19 protein-coding genes are annotated in these 19,982 nt (G+C 31.4%); 10 read left to right on the plus strand and 9 right to left on the minus strand.

Annotation, left to right across the window (positions count from 1 at the left end):
* Nucleotides 1-46: 46 nt before the first annotated feature.
* Nucleotides 47-1,816 carry an arginine--tRNA ligase gene (argS, locus tag J2Z44_RS11030; RefSeq protein WP_021281875.1) on the minus strand — a complete coding sequence of 590 codons (1,770 nt, stop codon included), beginning with the start codon at nt 1,814-1,816 and terminating at the stop codon, nt 47-49.
* 514 nt (nt 1,817-2,330) lie between these two features.
* Between argS and J2Z44_RS11035 the strand changes: the two genes are divergently transcribed.
* The 4 genes from J2Z44_RS11035 (at nt 2,331) to J2Z44_RS11050 (ending at nt 8,874) form a co-directional block, all read left to right on the plus strand.
* Nucleotides 2,331-3,608, plus strand: a complete 1,278-nt coding sequence (locus J2Z44_RS11035; protein WP_021281876.1) for a hybrid sensor histidine kinase/response regulator — start codon at nt 2,331-2,333, stop codon at nt 3,606-3,608.
* Between the two features lie 163 nt (nt 3,609-3,771).
* Nucleotides 3,772-6,714 carry a response regulator gene (locus J2Z44_RS11040; protein ID WP_209649575.1) on the plus strand — a complete coding sequence of 981 codons (2,943 nt, stop codon included), beginning with the start codon at nt 3,772-3,774 and terminating at the stop codon, nt 6,712-6,714.
* A 265-nt stretch (nt 6,715-6,979) separates the two neighbouring features.
* The gene (locus J2Z44_RS11045; protein WP_021281970.1) at nt 6,980-8,113 is read left to right on the plus strand and encodes a CheR family methyltransferase; all 1,134 of its coding nucleotides are present in this window, start codon (nt 6,980-6,982) and stop codon (nt 8,111-8,113) included.
* 284 nt (nt 8,114-8,397) lie between these two features.
* Nucleotides 8,398-8,874, plus strand: coding sequence for a hypothetical protein (locus J2Z44_RS11050; RefSeq protein ID WP_021281969.1), 477 nt, complete (start codon nt 8,398-8,400; stop codon nt 8,872-8,874).
* A gap of 186 nt (nt 8,875-9,060) precedes the next feature.
* Here the strand turns inward: J2Z44_RS11050 and J2Z44_RS11055 are convergent, their stop codons facing one another.
* Nucleotides 9,061-9,162: a putative holin-like toxin gene (locus J2Z44_RS11055; RefSeq protein WP_021281968.1), complete on the minus strand. Its 102-nt coding sequence runs from the start codon at nt 9,160-9,162 to the stop codon at nt 9,061-9,063.
* 168 nt (nt 9,163-9,330) lie between these two features.
* On the minus strand, nt 9,331-10,254 hold the full coding sequence (locus J2Z44_RS11060) for an alpha/beta hydrolase (protein WP_021281967.1): 924 nt from the start codon (nt 10,252-10,254) through the stop codon (nt 9,331-9,333).
* A gap of 362 nt (nt 10,255-10,616) precedes the next feature.
* On the opposite strand from J2Z44_RS11060, the gene J2Z44_RS11065 reads away from it, so the two are divergent.
* The gene (locus J2Z44_RS11065) at nt 10,617-10,892 is read left to right on the plus strand and encodes a hypothetical protein (RefSeq protein WP_021281966.1); all 276 of its coding nucleotides are present in this window, start codon (nt 10,617-10,619) and stop codon (nt 10,890-10,892) included.
* A 37-nt stretch (nt 10,893-10,929) separates the two neighbouring features.
* Nucleotides 10,930-11,178, plus strand: a complete 249-nt coding sequence (locus J2Z44_RS11070; protein ID WP_021281965.1) for a hypothetical protein — start codon at nt 10,930-10,932, stop codon at nt 11,176-11,178.
* 178 nt (nt 11,179-11,356) lie between these two features.
* On the opposite strand, the gene J2Z44_RS11075 is transcribed toward J2Z44_RS11070, so the two are convergent.
* The 5 genes from J2Z44_RS11075 to J2Z44_RS11095 all read right to left on the minus strand — a co-directional run bounded on the left by J2Z44_RS11075 (nt 11,357) and on the right by J2Z44_RS11095 (nt 13,755).
* Nucleotides 11,357-11,662: a spore coat protein gene (locus J2Z44_RS11075; RefSeq protein WP_021281964.1), complete on the minus strand. Its 306-nt coding sequence runs from the start codon at nt 11,660-11,662 to the stop codon at nt 11,357-11,359.
* Between the two features lie 49 nt (nt 11,663-11,711).
* Nucleotides 11,712-11,939 carry a hypothetical protein gene (locus tag J2Z44_RS11080; RefSeq protein WP_021281963.1) on the minus strand — a complete coding sequence of 76 codons (228 nt, stop codon included), beginning with the start codon at nt 11,937-11,939 and terminating at the stop codon, nt 11,712-11,714.
* A gap of 75 nt (nt 11,940-12,014) precedes the next feature.
* Entirely contained in the window at nt 12,015-13,151 is a 1,137-nt protein-coding gene (locus tag J2Z44_RS11085) for a zinc-dependent alcohol dehydrogenase (RefSeq protein ID WP_021281962.1), read from the minus strand.
* A gap of 18 nt (nt 13,152-13,169) precedes the next feature.
* The gene (locus J2Z44_RS11090) at nt 13,170-13,532 is read right to left on the minus strand and encodes a spore coat protein (RefSeq protein ID WP_021281961.1); all 363 of its coding nucleotides are present in this window, start codon (nt 13,530-13,532) and stop codon (nt 13,170-13,172) included.
* A gap of 13 nt (nt 13,533-13,545) precedes the next feature.
* Nucleotides 13,546-13,755 (minus strand): hypothetical protein, encoded by a 210-nt coding sequence (locus tag J2Z44_RS11095; protein ID WP_021281960.1) that lies wholly within the window; start codon nt 13,753-13,755, stop codon nt 13,546-13,548.
* A gap of 664 nt (nt 13,756-14,419) precedes the next feature.
* On the opposite strand from J2Z44_RS11095, the gene mnmL reads away from it, so the two are divergent.
* The 4 genes from mnmL (at nt 14,420) to J2Z44_RS11115 (ending at nt 18,010) form a co-directional block, all read left to right on the plus strand.
* Nucleotides 14,420-15,346 carry a tRNA modification radical SAM protein MnmL/YtqA gene (gene mnmL, locus J2Z44_RS11100; RefSeq protein ID WP_021281959.1) on the plus strand — a complete coding sequence of 309 codons (927 nt, stop codon included), beginning with the start codon at nt 14,420-14,422 and terminating at the stop codon, nt 15,344-15,346.
* A gap of 162 nt (nt 15,347-15,508) precedes the next feature.
* Complete coding sequence (locus tag J2Z44_RS11105; protein ID WP_021281958.1) at nt 15,509-16,243, plus strand: 2-phosphosulfolactate phosphatase family protein; 735 nt, start codon at nt 15,509-15,511, stop codon at nt 16,241-16,243.
* 562 nt (nt 16,244-16,805) lie between these two features.
* Complete coding sequence (locus tag J2Z44_RS11110) at nt 16,806-17,558, plus strand: threonine/serine exporter family protein (RefSeq protein WP_021281957.1); 753 nt, start codon at nt 16,806-16,808, stop codon at nt 17,556-17,558.
* Between the two features lie 2 nt (nt 17,559-17,560).
* Entirely contained in the window at nt 17,561-18,010 is a 450-nt protein-coding gene (locus J2Z44_RS11115) for a threonine/serine exporter family protein (RefSeq protein WP_021281956.1), read from the plus strand.
* A 612-nt stretch (nt 18,011-18,622) separates the two neighbouring features.
* Here J2Z44_RS11115 and J2Z44_RS11120 read toward each other — a convergent pair.
* On the minus strand, nt 18,623-19,549 hold the full coding sequence (locus tag J2Z44_RS11120; RefSeq protein ID WP_021281953.1) for a PilZ domain-containing protein: 927 nt from the start codon (nt 19,547-19,549) through the stop codon (nt 18,623-18,625).
* Nucleotides 19,550-19,982 lie beyond the last annotated feature (433 nt).

Below are 19,982 nucleotides of genomic sequence, written 5' to 3' on the forward strand. Positions count from 1 at the left end.
AGAAAATAGCCCTTCATATAACTGAAGGGCTATTTATTCAGAGATTTTACATTTTTTCAGGAGCTTCTATTCCAAGTAAATCAAGTCCTGCTTCTAACACCTTTTGTGTTAAGGTAATTAAGTTTAGCCAAGACATTTTCTTTTCTATATTTTCCTCTGCGATAATTCTGTTATCATGGTAGAACTTATTAAATAAGTTTGACAAGTCATAAATGTAATCGCAAATTTTATTCGGAGATCTATCTTTAAAACTTAAGTTTACTACTTCATTAAATCTAGAAATTTTAAGCATTAAATCTCTTTCAGTGCTACTGTAAGGGTGAAGAATTTCCTTTGAACTTGAAAGGTTTATTCCTTCAGCTTCAGCTTTTCTAAGAATAGATTTTATTCTAACTACTGTGTATAAAAGATAAGGACCTGTATTTCCTTCAAAAGATGAGAATTTATCCATATCAAAGATATAGTCTTTAGTAGCTTGGTTTGAAAGGTCACCGTACTTTAAAGCTGCAAGACCTACTTTTCTTGAAATTTCTTCAACTTCTTCAGGAGTCATAGTATCAGTTTCTTTTAATTTATCTTTTACGTTATCTTTAATAATTTGAATTAAGTCTTGGAGTCTCATAACTCCACCCTCTCTTGTTTTGAAAGGCTTGCCATCTTTTCCATTCATAGTTCCAAAGCCAATGAAGTCAAGAGTTGCGTCTTCTTTTATAATATTAGTTTTCTTCGCACATCTAAATACTTGCTCAAAGTGTAATCCTTGTCTTTTATCAACTACATAGATGATAGCATCAGGGTTGTAATCCTTAACTCTTTCTACAATAGTAGCAAGGTCTGTAGTACTATAAAGAGTAGCGCCATCAGATTTTAATATTATAATTGGAGGAACTGTATAAGTATCAGTTTCCTTAGCTACATCAATAACTAAAGCGCCTTCACTTTCATAAGTAAAGCCTTTTTCCTTGAATAATTCTACCATTTCAGGGATATATTTTTGACAATCACTTTCTCCCTTCCAAAGGTCGAATTCCACGTTTAAGTTTCCATAGTTTTTCTTTAAATCTGCTATAGAAACATTTAATATATGTTTCCAAAGAGCAACGTAACCTCTACGTCCATTTTGAAGTTCAAAGGTAGCTTTTCTAGCAGCTTCCATAGCCTTCTCATCAGATTTTGCGAGACTACTAGCAGCAGGGTAAATTTCTTCTAACTCATCAATGGTAAAAGGTGCTGTTTCAGGATACTCACCTTGAAAGTCTTCATCAAAGTAAGGAAGACTTGGATTACGTCTTTCTACTTCAGAAATAACCATACCAATTTGAAGTCCCCAGTCTCCTAGATGAACATCACCGATAACTTTATGACCTAAGAAGCGACCAATTCTTTTTATACTTTCACCAATGATAGCAGCACGAAGGTGACCAACGTGTAGAGGTTTTGCAACGTTAGCTCCGCCGTAGTCAACAACTATAGTCATTGGGTCTACGTCACTTGTACATCCAAGTTTTGAATCACCATACATATTATTTATGTAATTTGATATAAAGCTATCCTTTAAATTTATATTTATAAATCCAGGACCAGCAATAGAAACATTCTCGAAGTTTTCCTCATTTTCAACAGCGGCAACAATTTCCTTAGCTATGTCAATAGGAGATTTCTTGTATTTTTTTGCAGCTGCCATAGCTCCATTACATTGAAATTGGCAAAGGTCTGGTCTGTTCGATACAGTAACCGTACAAAGCTGTCTATCATAGCCACACTGTTCAAATTTATCTTCCATTATAGTACTAATTTTCTTTATAAGTTTTTCCATAACTTCCTCCTTGTAAAAAATCCTTAGGCATCTGAAAGTAAATAATAACTAAAAATAAATAAGTATATCGACTTATTTATTTTTGAAGATACTTTATTATATTATACCTCTAAAGGACAATAGTTTAATCATTTAATTTATAGTTACTTTATTATTATTAACAGTAACATAGTGTCTATAGTAGTTGGTTTATAAAAATAAGATAATTATATATATTTATACATTAATTTAGGTTTTATTGTAAAGAGTTATTTTGTTAATATTATAGGTTTATTTTAGTACAAAGAAAAATATAATATTACCACTGAAAATAATACACCATATTTTACTAAATTTACAGTAAAATATTTTTTCATAGGTAAAAAAACAGATTTAAGAAAATTCACTTAATACGTATGAAAACCTGTAAAAGTTTACTTTAATTAACAGTGAGCAGATTTTGGTAATTTGACATGAATTTTCAGGGGTGTACAATATAAAATGTATAGTTGCGTAAGAAGATGGGGGTTTATAAATGGTTAAACAAGCTAATTACAGCATACTTATTGTGGATGATAACCATAGTAATTTGTTTACATTAAGGGAATTTATAAAGGAATATATTGACGCAGAGATTCTTGAAGCGGATTGTGGAGAAGATGCTCTTACACTGCTCTATGATAAAACAGTAGATTTAATAATTTTAGATGTACAAATGGAAGGGATGGACGGCTTTGAAATAGCTTCCTTAATTAAGAAAAGAAAGAAGACTAAGGATATTCCTATAGTGTTTCTTACTGCTGCCTATAAAAATGATGAGTTTAAAAAAAGAGGCTTCGAAATTGGAGCTGTAGATTACTTAGTTAAACCTATCGATGAGTTCCAACTTATTAATAGAATAAACGTTTACTTAAAGTTAATAGAGAAAGAAAGAACTATGAATATACTCTTAGAGGAAAAGGTTCATGAACAAGTAAAAGAATTGAAAAAGGCCAAAGAGGAAGCAGAAGCTGCTAACGAGGCAAAAAGTATGTTTTTAGCGAATATTTCCCATGAGCTTAGAACCCCACTAAATATATTACTTAGTTCAGTACAACTTATAGACCTCTATTTAAAGGGAGAGGACCCTATAGAAAGGGACAAGATAAGAGAAAAGATTAATGTACAAAGACAAAATTGTTATAGACTTTTAAGACTTGTAAATAATTTAATTGATATTACAAAGATGGATGCAGGCTTCTTTACCTTAAATTTTACTAAGTGTAACGTTATTGAAGTTATTGAATCTATAACTATGTCCGTAGTTGATTATGTTAATGATAAGGGAATCAACTTGATTTTTGATACAGAAATAGAAGAGCTTGTAATGCATTGTGATTTAGATGCTATTGAAAGGATTGTACTCAATCTTTTATCTAATGCAATAAAGTTCACTCCAGTGGGGGGAGTTATATTTGTTAATGTGAAGCTTAATGAAGGAAAGATAATTATTTCAGTTAAAGATACTGGCATAGGCATGACAGAGGAAACCTTAAGTAAAGTTTTTGAAAGATTCAAACAAGGTGATGAGCTTCTTACAAGAAGAAGTGAAGGTAGCGGCATTGGTTTAAGCTTAGTTAAGTATCTAGTAGAAATGCATAATGGACAGGTTTATGTTGAGAGTAAGTACAAGGTAGGAAGTGAGTTTTTTGTGGAGCTTCCTATAAATAAGGATATAAAGGAAGAGCATGTAAGTAATATAGATGAAAGCTACAAGATAGGTGATACTGTAGTTCAAAAGATAAGTATAGAGTTTTCAGATATATACTTATAAAAAAGTGGAATTTTATAGATAAACTAATAAGTGGAAGTTAGCAAGCAATTGTTTAGGAGTAAAAAGTAAAAAAAGATTATGGTTACTTAGACTCCCTATAAATAGCTTTTATTAGTTTTTACACTCAATTTATACATGGAAATAACCCAAAAGGAGATAAAATATGAAATTACTTGAAAGGATAAGTGTAAGAAATAGACTTGTGTCTGTACTTGGTATATGGATAGCAGTGTTTGTTTTCTTTGGGATTTTATCTATAAAGGAAATGAACATGCTTGGAAACATGACTAGAAGCTTATATAATCATTCTCTTCCTGTTTCTAATGCAGCAGTGGAGGCTAGAGTAAGTATAATTAAGGTTCAAAGAGACCTTAGAGATTTAATTTTGTCAAGGGACATTGAGGAATTAGAGTCCTTATCAAGAGAAATAGATAAGACAGATAAAATAGTTTTAGATAATCTTGATATAATTAAAAATCAAACTTCTTTGCAAAATAATAGAGATTTAGAAAAAGAAGTAAGGCAAGTTTTTACTGAGTGGCAAAAATTCAGAGGAAGAGTAATTGAATTAGTTAGAGATAAAAAAATAGATGAAGCTAATGATTTAATAAAAAGTAAAAATAATAATTTTGTAGAAAATATTGAGGCTTTACTTGGAACTATAGATGCTAATTCAACTCTTGATGCAGAAAACCTTGCTGTGAAATCTAAAGAAATTGAAAAAAGGGAAAGCACGCTGCTTATTACAATAATAACTATAACTACTTTAGCCTTTGTTGTTGTTATTATTTTTGTGATTAGAAGCATTATAACACCTATAAATACATTGCAGCAGGCTATGGATAAAAGTATTGCTACCGGAAAACTTGATACAGTAGTTATAGGTGGAAACAATGAAATTTCCCGAATGGCTAAGTATTATAATAACCTAGTACAAAAGTTAATGCATAATTTCTTCATAAAGGATAATCAGAATAAGCTAAGTGAAAAAATTTCTGCTTGTGACACCTTGGAGGAATTTGCTGAAGCTACCGTAGGGTATCTTGCTAGGGTAACTTCAGCTGGTAAAGGTGTGTTTTATGTATATGATAAAGAACATAATAAATTAGAACTAAAAGGAACCTTTGCCTTTACAGAGGAGGATAAGCCTAGGATTAGCCTTTCTAAGGGACAAGGCATAATTGGACAAGTTGCCCTAGAAAAGCAGCCTATAATTCTAAAAGGAGCTAAGGAACCAGAAGGAATTATTTCCTCAGGAATAATTAGAGAAAGTGCAAATAACATATATGCCTTTCCTTTAATGTATAAAGAAGAGCTTTACGGTGTTATAGAGCTTGCTTCTTTAGAAAGTTTTGAGGAAAAGACTCTTGAGTTTTTAAATTCCTCAGCTAATATTATTGGAATAAATCTATATTCAGCAATACAAAGACAAGAAATAAAAAAACTGTTAACCATATCGGAAGAAGCAAGAAAAGAAGCTGATGAAAAGTCTAAGGAATTAGAATGTGCAAATGAAAGTCTTCAGCTTCAACAGGAATACTTGCAGCAGCAAAGCGAGGAACTAGAGCAGACTAACGCAGAACTTGAGGAGCAACAACAACTATTGCAGCAACAAAGTGAAGAGCTTCAGCAAACTAATGCAGAGCTTGAAGAACAACAGCAATTGCTTCAACAGCAAAGTGAGGAAATGCAACAGACTAATAGCATACTAGAAGAACAGCAAGAGCAACTAAATGAGCAAAAGAGTCTTTTAGAGGAGCAAAATAGAATACTTGAAGAATATACTAAAGAATTATCAAGGAAAACCCAGGAACTTGAAATGACTAATAAATATAAGTCTGAGTTCCTCTCGAATATGTCTCACGAGCTTAGAACCCCTTTAAATTCTATTATCTTACTGTCAAAGTTACTTTTAGATAAGAGTAAGGACAGGCTGATTCAGGGAGATGAAGAGAAAATTACTGTAATCAACAAATCAGGACAAGAACTTCTAAGGTTAATAAATGATGTGTTAGACCTTTCAAAGGTGGAGTCTGGAGCAATGACTTTAGATAAGTATGGATTTAGCTCTAGTAGTATAAGCAAGGAAATGAAGGATATGTTTTCTAATGTGGCCTTAGATAAAGGGTTAGAATTTATAGCAAAAGATAGTTTAAATAAAGACTTATATGGAGATGAACATAAAATATCCCAAATTCTAAGAAACTTAATTTCAAATGCTATAAAATTCACCTCAAAGGGATATGTGAGCTTTGAAATTAAGGAGGACACAAAACTTAAAGGAGCTGTATTATTTGCTATAAAAGATACAGGAATTGGTATATCAGAGGAGAAGCAAAATATCATTTTCAATGAATTCCAACAAGTAGATGGATCTGTTTCTAGAAAATATGGGGGAACAGGACTGGGGTTATCTATTTCTAAGAAGTTAACTGCGCTAATGGATGGAGAGATAGAAGTTAACAGTATTTTTGGTAAAGGCAGTGAGTTTATTCTAAGAGTACCAGGGCTAGTGGAAGCTTGTAAAGATTATGATATCAGTAATAGTATCAGTGAAAATATTCTTATTAAGGATAGTGAGTCACAAACCACTTTGGAGAACTGTGAAGAACATTATAGCAATAGGAGTTCAGAGGTTGTAGAAGAAGTACATAAGCAGATAGACAAAATAGATAACAACACTGAAAACTACTTACTCCAATCTATTAAAAGAGATAATTTAAGTTTAAAGGGAAAAACTATTCTTATTGTGGATGATGACCCAAGAAACATATTCACCCTAGCTTCTACCTTAGAGGAACATGAAGGTACTGTAATAGAAGCAAGTAATGGTAGAATTGCCCTAGAGAAGCTAGAGAAACAAGATATAGACTTAGTTTTGATGGATATTATGATGCCTGAGATGGATGGATATGAAGCTATGCAGCATATACGGAAAAACCCAAGGTATATAAATCTTCCTATTATTGCAGTTACAGCCAAATCCTTAAAGGAAGAAAGAGAAAAATGCATTGCTATGGGAGCTGATGATTATATATCAAAGCCTGTGGATTACGATAATCTTATAAGAATAATTAAGGCATGGATAAATAAACAAAGTATTTAGAAACTAAAAGCAGAGCAGAAACATATAATAGTCTAGTAGACCGGTTACTAGACTATTATTATTAGTAAAAAACCAAAATTAAAACATCAAAATTAAAACACACATATGGGCCTATGAAGGCATTTAATGTTACAAACTTAAATCTAATATAAAGCCCGTTAAATGAGTTTAACATAACAATTCACAAATATGGACTTAATATAAGGAGGCAAGTACAAGATTAGGACATCAATGATACATAATAATAACTTATAGGGTGATAATTATGAAGCTAGAAATAAGCTTAAAAGAAAATGAAACTAAGGTAATTCTAATTAGGGGGGAAATAACATCAAAGGAAGAAGCCGCGGTACTCCTTAAAGAACTTAATGAAGTGAAGATTAAAACTTATAACATCACTTTCTTCCATGCTAATATGGTTCCAGTTAATATAGTGGAAAGGTTATATTATTTATACAAACACAACTTATGTACTGTAAGCATTTTTAAAAAATACTTATATTCTTATCTTTACAGCCTTGGAATAAAGGGGAAGTATGTTGGAAATAAATCTTTAAGTAAAAGCCATGAATTGGGTAAGGTCATTGAAGAATTTAAGGAAGAGGATATAAGGAACTTTTTAATGAAGGTTTATAAAGTGTATGGATATGATTATACTGGGTATCAAATTCAAAGCATTATGAGAAGGGTGAATATATCAATGATCAAATCTAGTATTCACAATTTCAAAGAATTTGAACGCCTAGTGATAGAAGATGCTGCCATGTTTGAACAACTATTTCTGGACTTTTCCATAAATACCACAGAGTTCTTTAGAGATCCTGAGGTTTTTAATGCTATTAGGGAAAGTATACTTCCGAAGCTAGACTCCTTTAATCACATTAAAATTTGGTGTGTGGGATGCTCTATTGGAAAAGAACCCTATTCTCTTGCTATAATGCTCCATGAGTTAGGACTCCTTCATAAGACTCAAATATACGCCACAGATATTAATCCTTACGTTATAGAAGAAGGGAAAAATGGATTGTTTTCTAAACGGGATTTAGAAAAAGAAATATTAAATTATAGAGAGTCAAAGGGGGAGCAAGATTTACTTCATTATTTTGAGGAAGAAGAGGAATTCATTAAGGTAAAAAGGTTTTTAAAGGAAAAAATATTATTTTTCTCCCACAGTCTTATAAGCAGTGGAAGCTTAAATGAATTTACATTAATACTTTGCAGAAATGTACTTATCTACTTTACCCCAGAGCTTCAGGGAAAGGTGTTAGAGAACTTTTATAACTCCCTTGATAAAGAAGGATTTTTAGTTCTTGGAAAAAGTGAAGGTTTAATGCTCAATGGAGGGGATAAGTACTTTAAGGAATATTTAGATAAAGAAAAGATATTTACTGTAAAGTGATAATGCCTCAAAATAAAGTACCTGATTAAGAAGAATTCATGGTTCACTATTTTAATAGATATTTAAAAATCTACAAATTTGGTTAAATAACTTCATAATAAGAGTCACCAGTATTTAGCTTATAAATATTATATTATATGAAACCAATTTTAAAATTTATAAAGTAGCGTTGGTTTGTATAATACTTTAGATTTACATAAGTATAGTTCTAAAAAGTATTTAATATGAGAATAAGGGCAGGCTCTTTTATTTTGTGGTTTTATAGGAATATCTAGGGGTGATTTATGAGAAAGGGGTATAGTTTAGTAATTTTAGTGGTAGTTACTGCTTTGATTTCAGCGGGAATTACTAGGTTAATTTTAATTAATAATGAGCCTAAGTTTTATAAAATTGATTACTTAGTAAGGGATATAAAAATTGAAGACTTTCAGTTAGTTTCTATAGGTAACAGTGTTTATATACCTATGGGTCTTAAAATACAATATAAGGGGAATATAGACGCTAAGGTGAAGTTTTTAATAATTGGTCTAAAAAAAGGGGAGTACTACCTTTTTAGCATGACCACAGGTAATTTTGAATTTACAACAGATAACAGGGAAAAATACTTTCCATCCAATACCTTTCTAAAGAAAATAAACATATCTAAAGATACTAACTTAGATTTAATAATTGAGTATGAAATGGGAATTGATGTGGTAAAAGAACATATAAAGATAAATCTTGAGGATTATAAAAATCAGGACATATTGAAGGATGAGTAGGATATTTTTGGGGAATAGGATGTAATTTTAGGTTTATTTTTTCTTAAACAATGATATAATATATTTAAGAAGAAAAAAACAGGATGCGGGAACATCCTGTTTATACAATGCTAGTTGTTTAGACAACTGGTGTCACTATTATAAACTATATTATTAAAATAGTAGCATCCAATTGGGACTGGGCTACTATTTTTTTGTGATTTTTTCTATAAGCACTATTACTAATGTTATCAATGCTATCAAGAACAAACCGCCTTGAAATAGTAACATTAAAATCTCGTTACTCATATGCGTCACCTCCCTTCTACAGGGAACGTGACACCGGTAGCCCACATTCAACTATTAAATTGTACTCACAGATTATAACATGGTTTTATTACTGTTACCATGAAAAATATGGAATAATCCATGACTAAAACCACTTAGTACTATATTATTGCTAAAAGTAATTAAAACTTAGATAATACCTTTGAACCATTCTATAGTATCTCTTATAACCTGTTCTTTGTTAAGCTCATTAAGCATTTCATGTCTTCCACCAGTATATAACTTATAGGTAGTATTACTAATACTTAAAGACTTATAAATGTTATAAAGGTTTATTATACCTTCACCATAATTTCCAACAGGATCTGCATTACCAGCAAAGATGTAAATAGGTAAATCCTTAGGGATATTATTTAAGTTTTCTTGCTTATGAAGAGTTTTCATTCCCTTAAATAGGTCATAGAAAAAGGACACAGGAAATAAGGTACCGCAATAAGGATCTGCTATATATTTTTTTACTTCTTCTTCATCTCTTGTAAGCCAGTCAAAAGAGGTTTTAGTAGGAACAATCTTTTTATTGTAACTACCAAAAGCAAGCTTGTCTATGAGTTTGCTCTTATGCCTTCTTCCCTTAATCTGTAGGATAGATTTACTAAGGAATATTCCAAGATTTACAGCCACAGGAGGCTTTCCATTAGTACCAGATAAAACAACTCCAGCTATTTCTTTGCCATATAACTGAATATATCTTTGAGCTAAGAAGGACCCCATACTGTGTGAAAATAGTACTACTTTCTTATTGGGGTTTTCCTCTTTTATAATATCAGTAAGCTTTTTCATATCTTCAACCATATCTTGAAATCCGTCATTATCACTGATGTAGCCAAGTTCTTCTATGGAGTTTGAAGATTTACCATGACCTCTATGGTCATTAGCATAAACTAAAAAGCCAGCTTCATTTAACTTTTCTGCAAAGTATTCATATCTAAGAGCTCTTTCACTCATACCGTGAGCAATTTGGACAACTCCTTTTATAGAACCCGTTGGAATCCATTTGTGTACATTGATTTCTATTCCATCTTTATTTTTGAATTTAAAATCTTCTCTAGACAAAATAACACCTTCTAATCTTAATATTTATATAAATAGTCTAACAAAATACAAATTTAAGGAACTTAATTTAAATTTTTATCACTAGATTAATGCTATTTTACCACATTTAGCCAAGGGTTTAAATTTAAAATGTTGCGAAATAAGGAATTATATAAGGGACTCTTATTAAAAATTATTTTGCTTATCCCTTGTGATTACTTATAATACAGCATATAAAACTTATATTTGGATATAGTAAAGAAAAGATTATAAATGTATAATTTTTAAGCATGTTTTGGAAAAAATGTTAGCTCATTTTGTGTACATATGTAATAAGTTAACTTATAATATAAATAAAGGTATTTGATTAAGGAGGAATTTATATGGCTTATGCTATAAACGTTTTACTGTTAATATTAATGTTTTTAATTGGCTTTGGATTAGGGCATACAACCTTCAAGAAAAAAGGGTGGTATTATGAGGCAATGCTAGTGGTTTTAATAGTTATTTCTACTTTTATAGGGGTAGATGCTTATATAGTAGCTAGTGATATTTCGCCAGTTCAATTAAGAATGCCACAAGCCTTACAAATGATATTTTTAGGTGTTCTAGTTAGAAGAATATTAGGTTTACGTTTAAAACCCGCTAAAGTTAATTAATATGCTTTGTAATATTATTTAAGGGGGACTATGAATTGTGCTTATAATACTAATAATATTAAATATTCCAGTATATAAGTGGATATTTAAACAGTTCTTTAAAAGCGGTGATGAATTTGCAGAGGCTGTAAAATACAATTTTACACCTGATATAGTTTCGCTATTTAAAGGAAATTACAGAAAAGATAGAATAGCAGAAATTAAACTAGGGGCCTTTATTATGTGTTGTATTCTTTTAATAGGGTTAGAGTATAGTATAATCAATTCTATTTATAATCTTTTCTAGATAAATAGAGTTCAATAAAGATGCTGCATAAATATATGTAATTCAATTTTCCATTATCTTTAATATAAGCTGATTGAAATTCTTTTAAATGCAGAAGTTATATTACAATTTATATAAATAAATTATAAACCCCCTAAGGTATATGGTGAGGTTCACCAAGATACTTTAAGGGGACTTTTTATTTCAGCTTCTCAGCAAGGGTTAAGGCAGTTTCTGTTACTTTCATATCAATTTCAAATTGCTCTTTTAAGTTATAAGCTTGATAGTAGCCTTTTTTCAGCATATAATTTGTAATGGTTGCATGAGTTGCAATGGCATGTCTTAGCTGATTTTTAAGAACCTCTCTTACCTTGGGAGAAGTGGTTTCAGTAAGTGCCATGGAATAATTTATTACCCCATTTTTAGCTGCTATTAAAAAGTCAGTGGCAATTACTTGATCAGTAAGCTTATCCATGCCTGTAAGCATTTCAACTAGTGTATTCATAATCTCACCATCCTATATATTTTTCATTTATTCTAAGATTGGTTTATCTTTATATGTTAGGAAGCCTATCCCAGTCACTTCTGGCCTCTTCCATTAGAGCTTTTAATTCTTTTACATGCTCTTCACCTAAAGTAGCATCTTGATTTAATATGCCCTTTAACTCCTCATCAGAAACCAATTTTGACATGGTAAGAGACTTTGTTAAGCATAAGTTTTTAAAGGTTAATATCTCATGTAGTTGAATACATTCATGAGGTGCTATATATTGCTTATCCATGGGTTCATCTCCTTAATTTCTCTATAAATTACCTTCCATTTTTACTTCTTCAGTCTACATAAATTAATAAAAGTTTTATGGCTTAAGAATAACCTTAATGCATCCATCAGTTTTTGTATCAAACACATGGTAACCATGTTCTGCTTGTTCTAGTGGTAATTTGTGAGTAACTATATCGCTTGGGTCAATTTTCTTTTCAACCAGCATATTATAAAGTTCTTGCATATAAGGAATTACTGGTGCTTGACCTGTTCTTATGTTTACATTTCTTGCAAAGATATCTCCAAGAGGGAAACCATTATATCTTCCACCGTAAACTCCTGTTAGCTGAATGGTTCCACACTTTCTAACTGCTTGAGTTGCCATTACAATAGCTCCCATAGCTCCACCATGAAGCTTTGCACCCGTTGCTAAAAACTCAAGAGGTGTCATCTTTCCATCCATACCTACACAATCAATTACTACATCTGCCCCACCTTTGGTAATTTCCTTTATATATTCTCCAGTATTTTTATGCTGTTCAAAATTAATTGTTTCAACTTTATTATGATGTTTTGCATGTTCTAAGCGGTAATCTATGTAATCCACAGCAATAACTCTTTCTGCACCTTGCATCCAAGCAAACTTTTGAGCTAAAAGACCTACAGGACCACAGCCTAAAACAACTACTGTATCACCTGCTTTAACTCCCCCGTTAATTACACTCCAATAGGCTGTTGACATAGCATCAGAAATTAAAAGAAGACTTTCATCTTCCACTTCGCAATCATCTGGTATACGGAAAGGTGTAAAGTTTCCATAAGGAACTCTCATGTACTCTGCTTGACCTCCAGGATAACCACCAAAGGTTTCTGTATATCCAAAGAAACCACCATTTTCTCCGTGAGGATTGGAGTTATCACATTGACTTGTAAGTCCATGTTTACAGAAGATACATTCTCCACAGCTTACGTTAAAGGGGATAATAACCCTATCGCCTTTTTTAACCTTTGTAACCTCTGGTCCAACCTCTTCTACAATTCCCATGGGTTCGTGTCCAATAATATAGCCTTGAGGAAGATTTGGCACCATATCGTGAATTAGGTGTAAGTCTGAACCACATATGGCTGTGCTAGTTAATTTAACAATAATATCATCTTTTTTATGAATTTTAGGATCTTCTACTTGTTTAACCTTTACGTTCTTTATACCTTGAAAGGTTACAGCTCTCATAAAATTTACCTCCTGCCTTTATTTATATGGAGTTGCAAACATACCAAGTCTGCTTGTATCTCCAGGGAATAAGTCCATTTTTGCAATTTCTACTGTAGTTTGAGAGGATTTAAGATCTAACCTAAATTGTTCATTTAAGTCATAAGGATGGAACCAGCCCTTTCTTATCATTAAAGCAGTTATTTCTTCATGAAGAGTAAGTGCATTTTCCAGTTGAGTAACTAAAACTTCTCTAACCTCTGGGGTTGCTGCTTCTGTTAAAGCCATGGCACAGTTTCTTACTCCGGTTTTAGCAAGAAGTAAAAATTGAAGAGCTATGGAGTTATCAATAAGGTTTGGCATACCTTCAGCATTTCTAACCTCTAAATAATCATTTATCAAGATATTTCACCTCCTATTTTATTGTTGGTGCTTTTGAAAGTAAGTCCTGGAGTGCAGCTACAGACATAATAGAGTGTTCTACATCCTTTGCCATTAGGGCTTTAAGCTCTTGATCAAAAACTACTCCCTGCATCATTTTTGATGTAGCCATGCAAATTGTCTTAAAGTTGAGCATTTCGTGGACTTGCATAGTTTCGTGTAATGCTAAACATTGTTTATCCATAAAGGTACCTCCTAATTAGGCATCTGAAAATAAATAACAAGTCCAAGATGTAAAGGATATTTTGAGTTCACAAGCAAGCTTGTGCAGACAAGAAAACAGGTTCCGCAGATAGTGAGCTATCTAAGGGTTCTGTTGACGCAGTATATCACAAAATAGACGAGCAGATTGACTTATTTATTTTTTGAAGATGCCTTATTTCTAACAAATGTATTCTTCCACTGAGGAAGTTGGATTATGTAATGAATTTGAGTAAGTAAACATTAGTAAACTATATATGGAATTTTTTATTTCAAAGGGTTAAACTATTATTTGAAGAAAAAATTGAGATAAATGTGGGTTAGGGGAAGTAGTTTCATTAATATTTAACTCACTAGAGGAAGTTATCCATATATAAGGAATAAAATGTGTATAAATAATAGATTTTTAAAAGTTATTGTGGATAAATTTATGAAAGTACACATATTAAGATTTAACTTATACATTGAACCTATTTTGAGTTCCTTAAGAATTTTGAAGAAGAAGGAAATTCATTATAAATGACTTAAAATTTCACTAAGGAATCCTATAATAAACAAGTTAATGTATAGATTTATGGCAAGTTATCTTGGCAATATAAGTAAGAATTAAAAGAATTATAAGTATATAGTAAAAGGTGAGGATACATATGACTAAACAATGGAATGGTAAAAGATATCATAGCCTTAATTATTTTTTAAGAGAAAAGTTTGGAGAAAAAGTTTTTAAGATATCCTTAGATGCAGGATTTTCTTGTCCTAATAGAGATGGAACCATAAGTAAAGGTGGTTGTGTGTTCTGCTCTGAAAGAGGTTCAGGGGATTTTGCTGGGGATAGATGTTTTTCTATTACTAAGCAATTTGAAGATATAAAAACTATGATGAACAAGAAGTGGAAGGATGGAAAGTATATTGCATATTTTCAAGCTTACACTAACACTTATGCACCTATTGAAGTACTTAAGGCAAAATATGATGAGGCAGTAAATCAAGAAGATGTGGTAGGCCTTGCCATTGCTACACGGCCAGATTGTTTAAGTGATGAAGTTTTAGATCTTTTAGAAGAGTATTCAAAGAAAGTATATACTTGGGTAGAGCTTGGACTTCAAACTTCTAAGGATGATACTGCTAGATTAATTAATAGAGGGTATAAATTAGAAGTTTTTGAGGAAGCAGTAAGAAAGCTTAGAGAAAGAAATATAGATGTAGTGGTTCATGTAATCTTTGGCCTTCCAGGGGAAGACAGGGAAGATATGCTCGGAACTATAGAGTATTTATCAAAGAAAGATGTACAGGGTATTAAGCTTCATCTACTTCATCTTATGAAAAATACACCGCTAGAGATATTATATAATAAAGGGAGATTAAGACTTTTAGAAATGGAAGAGTACTTAGACCTAATAACCACAGCTATAACTATGCTACCAGAGGAAATGGTGATTCATAGGCTTACAGGGGATGCCCCAAGGGAGCTTTTAATAGGGCCAATGTGGAGTCTTAGAAAATGGGAAGTACTAAATGCCATAGATAAAAAGCTGGAGGATGAGGACTTATATCAAGGGAAAAGTCTCAGGTAAGAATTTTACAGTGAGGTTTGAAATGTAGTAAAAGTTCATTAGTAGTGAAAGATGGGAAAGTAATTTAATCGCTATAAATACAGTATTCTGCCAGTGATTTTATTACAGAATAAAAGTATAATTTAATATGATGGTATAGTGTTTTATAGGGAGGGATTTAAGGTGAAGATTGATATTATAATTTCAGCTTCAGATATAAAGGAAGAGAAACTTAAAGGAAAAGTAGTAGTGGTAATAGACGTACTAAGAGCAACTTCAGTGATGATTACAGCTTTAAAGAATGGTTGCAAGGAAGTGATTCCAGTAAGGGAAATAGAAGATGCTTTGAGTTTGGTGGGAGACAATAGAGAGAAATACATACTAGGCGGAGAAAGAATGGCTATGAAAATAGAGGGCTTTGACTTTTCAAATTCTCCTTTAGATTACACAAGAGAAAATGTAGAGGGAAGAAGTCTTGTGATGACTACTTCTAATGGGACAAAGGCTATTAAAAATAGTGAAGTAGCAGATCATATTTTTATTGCTTCCATGATTAATGGAAAAGCTGTAGCTAGGAAGCTTAGAGAGCTTAATAAAGATGTGATATTTGTTAATGCAGGAACTATGGGAGAGTTTTCTATAGACGACTTTTTAACTAGTGGATACATTATAAACTGTTTAAAAAAATTATCTGAAGAAGAATGTATGGATGAACTAGTTTTAACAGATATAGCAACTACTTCACATTACATTTATGAAAACAATGAAGACCTATTTAGCTTTGTAAAATATGCAACTCATTATAAGAGAATAAAAGAATTGGGTCTTGAAGAAGACTTAAAATATTGCTTAACAAAGGATAGCACAGATATTGTGCCTGAATATAAGGAAAATAAAATAGCAATATTAAAAAATTAATAGATAAGATAGAGTTTTCTAAAAAATTTACATTGAGGTAATTTTATTTTATAATTCTGTAGGCTACTAAATTAAGAGAATAGTATACTTAAAAGAAATACTTAAAGGTTAACTTAGAATAGCATGAGATAAGACGAATATGAATAGGTTTTTAGTGAAGGTTTAATTTTAACATTTCTTAAAGCCTTGAGTTAGACAAACATACTGACTTACTTATTTTTTGAAAATGCCTAAAGAAAAAAGTCCTGCAAAGAGGACTTTTCCTGTAAAGTTAGTTACGTTTTCGCTGTGTCCAAAGGATGGGAGGGCACAGCGAGGGAAAATGGGGATTTTCCCGAACTTATGTTCGATTTAATTATATGATAGAAAGTTTTACTTGTCAACATATTTTGTAAATTAATTTACCTTATATAGGTAATTGATGTTTTTTGTGTTTACATCCTTATTAAAGGATAAATTTTCTATGTCATTAGCTTTAGACAAGTCAAAGCTCCTTCAAAAGTTGTTAAATAAAATTAACTTATTAGTTATTTAAAATAATTTTTTATTAAGGAGAAAATCTATGGACGCAAAAAAAGTTTTAGAAATTGCACTATCAGCAGGACAAATGCTTATTGGAAATGGTGCTGAGGCTTATAGAGTTGAGGAAACCATAGAGAGAATATGTAACGCATATAATCTTCAATGCGAGTGCATGGCCACTGCTAAGGGGGTATTTATATCTGTTATAGATGAAAATGAAGAAAAGGTAACCTCTTTAAGGAAAGTTAGAAGTAGAAGAGTAGATTTATACAGAATTGAGTTAATTAACTCTTTTTCAAGAAATGTTCAACAAGGCAATATGTCTTTTGAAGAAGCAAAAAAAACTTTAAAGGAAATTGAAGGAGCGCCATATTTTAGTTTTCCTATGAGGCTTTTAGCAGCTAGTATGACTTCTTTTATCTATTCTTTATTTACTAATGGAACAATTTATGATTCCGTAGTTTCAGCCATAATAAGTATAGGAATTTACTATATGCTGGAGAAGGTATCTGGAGTAGGTTTCTTTCAATTCTTTGAATTCTTTTTTTCAGGATTTATTATTGGAATTGTAAGCTCTTTTATCGAGAGAATTGTACCTTTTGTTAATAAGGATAACGTAATAGCTGGAGCAATAATGATACTGCTTCCAGGGGTGGCTCTTACCAATGGTATCAAGGATATTATATATGGAGATTTTACTTCAGGTATTGCAAAGTTTGGAGAAGCGATGCTAATAGTTACTGCTATAGGAGCTGGAATTGGTACAGCACTATCTCTGAAGGTAGGTGCATAGTCATGGTTAAACAAATAATCCTAGCTTTTTTTGGAAGCATATTTCCTGTAATACTATTTAACATAGATAGAAGGAAAATAATATGGACTGGGTTTTCTGGAGCCTTTGGATGGGCTGTATATCTTTTAGTTTATAATTATAATGGTAGCCCAGTAATGGCTTCCTTCTGTGGTGCTTTTACGGTGGGAATGTATAGCGAGATTTTAGCTAGAAAGTTAAAAACTCCAACTATGCAGTTTTCAGTGCCTGGAATATTTCCCTTAGTACCTGGGCTTACAGCTTATAGTACCGTTAATTATATTGTAGAACAAAAGTATAATGAGGCCTTTTCAAAGGGAATGCAGGTTCTTGGGGTTGCAGGAGCAATAGCCTTTGGTATAATGCTTGCAACCACTACTTTTAACCTTATAATGAAAGTAACAAAAGTAAAACCTAAGCAGAAGAACTTTTAGTTCCTCTGCTTTTTTTACTTTTTCTCATTAATAATATTTCATAAACTATAGTATAAAAAGTAAACATGCCCACAAAGATACCTTGGGTCCTATTATCCATACTTGAAGTTGCTAGTACCATGATAAAAGGAAAGCATAAAAATATTTGAAGGAACCGGAAAAGAAAGAATTTATTCATAACATCACCTAATATTAATCAAGTTTTATAATAGGTATAACCACACTTATTAACCGCTACTCCTATAAATTAAATATATTCTAAAAGCTTCAGTTATCTAAGAATCTCCAATAAACCAGCCAGCCAAGGGAATAGCTTTTTCAACAGAATATTTAACTTGAAAAGTACCTTGATGACCTAAAGATTTTAGATGCAACCATATCTCTAAAGGTGACGCACCTAAGCAATTTACCAGGGCTGTAAAGGTAAAGGACTTATTATCTGATCAGAATAATAAGCCCTTTAACAATAGGAGTAAGTAAAAATATGGAAATACTTATAGTATTATTTTCACATTTCTCTATGCAAAATACAATAAAATTATTACAACAAATTCTTATAAATTGTTCGTAAATTTTGATGATTAATATATTATGATGTCTTTATTGGTCATTTTATAATCGAGATTTTAAACATTTAATTTGATTTTCCTTAGTGCAGAAGCTGCAGCCCCGGATAGCCTTATTATTTCTAATATCAATTTGCATTTCATTTAATAGTCTTATGAGCTGGCTTTTTTTATTTTCATCAATTTCAAACTCAACTCCATACTCATAAATATGGGTTTCCACAATATCCATACGCACAATGTGACCTAGAAGTAGAAGGGTATGATCTAAGATATTAGTTTGAAACTCTAACACTACTTCAGAGCTTATGGGAAGTTTTAACTCAGATAAAAATCTAAAACCACCACCACTAAGATCAAGAACACATATTTTAGTGAAGGGGGTATCCACAAACTTACCCTTTATTTGCATTATTCTCATATCAGAGCAAATTGGTACAAAGGTTTTTACACGGAAATATTTCCTTCGCTCATTCTCATCTAAAATTTTCATGTTTGCATTGTTATCATAATTATACAAAGGAATAGCTACATCTATTATTCCTTCAGCCTCTAATTCCTTGCAATAGTTATAAAACTCTTCTTTTTTCTTCTGATCCTCCATATGTCTTAGGGCTTTTTCTAAAGTATCAATAATTTCTTTTTCATTAAAAGGCTTCGTAAGATATTTATAAATAAGATTACTATTAAAGGCTTCAATTATATTTTCTATATTAGGTAAATCACCTACCAAAAACCTTATGGCTGACGGGGTTGACTTTTTATTAATTGTAAGTAAATCAATAGAGGATACCCCAGAGGTTTTATCATCTATAAAAACTATATCTGCATTAACCTTATCCACCATGCGTATAGCTTTTCTTGGGTTAGAGGTGGAGTATATTTTATAATTTAATGGTATGAAAAGCTTTTCTAAAAATTGAATAAATTTAATGTCTTCATCTATAATAAGTATCTTGTATTCCTTGATCAAAATAATACTCCCTTCTAAAGCCATACATAAGGCGCTTTCAAATGTCTAAACTAGTTTCACATATACAGTTTTATCAATTCCTATATACTTGTCCATGTTGATTTTGGGAAGTAAAGGAATAGTAGTAATTAATAACCATATTCTAACATATAAACTACAGCGGTAAAATATAAAAATGTAAATTTGTTATAAATATTTTAATATTTCTTATAAATTGGTTTGTTTCTTCAAATTTCAAACCAATATCGCTATCATAGAGCTTAAATATGAAAATTTATTGGTTTATGCTTTGGAAATATAAAAAAGTCAAGAGAAGGTTAAAAGATGAATATTGGTTATAGTCACATATAGTTATGGTAACTAAGCTTTAGTAATATAACTTATTTATATATAGAAAAATCTTATCTTCAAAAAACAAAACTATACTATAATA

This window comes from Clostridium punense, assembly GCF_017874425.1.
Lineage (GTDB): Bacteria > Bacillota > Clostridia > Clostridiales > Clostridiaceae > Clostridium_J > Clostridium_J punense.

What these genes read in the sequence shown, in the direction of transcription:
- argS (WP_021281875.1), bottom strand. Translation starts at nt 1,816, where the DNA reads ATGGAAAAACTTATAAAGAAAATTAGTACTATAATGGAAGATAAATTT.
- J2Z44_RS11035 (WP_021281876.1), top strand. Translation starts at nt 2,331, where the DNA reads ATGGTTAAACAAGCTAATTACAGCATACTTATTGTGGATGATAACCAT.
- J2Z44_RS11040 (WP_209649575.1), top strand. Translation starts at nt 3,772, where the DNA reads ATGAAATTACTTGAAAGGATAAGTGTAAGAAATAGACTTGTGTCTGTA.
- J2Z44_RS11045 (WP_021281970.1), top strand. Translation starts at nt 6,980, where the DNA reads ATGAAGCTAGAAATAAGCTTAAAAGAAAATGAAACTAAGGTAATTCTA.
- J2Z44_RS11050 (WP_021281969.1), top strand. Translation starts at nt 8,398, where the DNA reads ATGAGAAAGGGGTATAGTTTAGTAATTTTAGTGGTAGTTACTGCTTTG.
- J2Z44_RS11055 (WP_021281968.1), bottom strand. Translation starts at nt 9,162, where the DNA reads ATGAGTAACGAGATTTTAATGTTACTATTTCAAGGCGGTTTGTTCTTG.
- J2Z44_RS11065 (WP_021281966.1), top strand. Translation starts at nt 10,617, where the DNA reads ATGGCTTATGCTATAAACGTTTTACTGTTAATATTAATGTTTTTAATT.
- J2Z44_RS11075 (WP_021281964.1), bottom strand. Translation starts at nt 11,662, where the DNA reads ATGAATACACTAGTTGAAATGCTTACAGGCATGGATAAGCTTACTGAT.
- J2Z44_RS11080 (WP_021281963.1), bottom strand. Translation starts at nt 11,939, where the DNA reads ATGGATAAGCAATATATAGCACCTCATGAATGTATTCAACTACATGAG.
- J2Z44_RS11085 (WP_021281962.1), bottom strand. Translation starts at nt 13,151, where the DNA reads ATGAGAGCTGTAACCTTTCAAGGTATAAAGAACGTAAAGGTTAAACAA.
- J2Z44_RS11095 (WP_021281960.1), bottom strand. Translation starts at nt 13,755, where the DNA reads ATGGATAAACAATGTTTAGCATTACACGAAACTATGCAAGTCCACGAA.
- mnmL (WP_021281959.1), top strand. Translation starts at nt 14,420, where the DNA reads ATGACTAAACAATGGAATGGTAAAAGATATCATAGCCTTAATTATTTT.
- J2Z44_RS11110 (WP_021281957.1), top strand. Translation starts at nt 16,806, where the DNA reads ATGGACGCAAAAAAAGTTTTAGAAATTGCACTATCAGCAGGACAAATG.
- J2Z44_RS11115 (WP_021281956.1), top strand. Translation starts at nt 17,561, where the DNA reads ATGGTTAAACAAATAATCCTAGCTTTTTTTGGAAGCATATTTCCTGTA.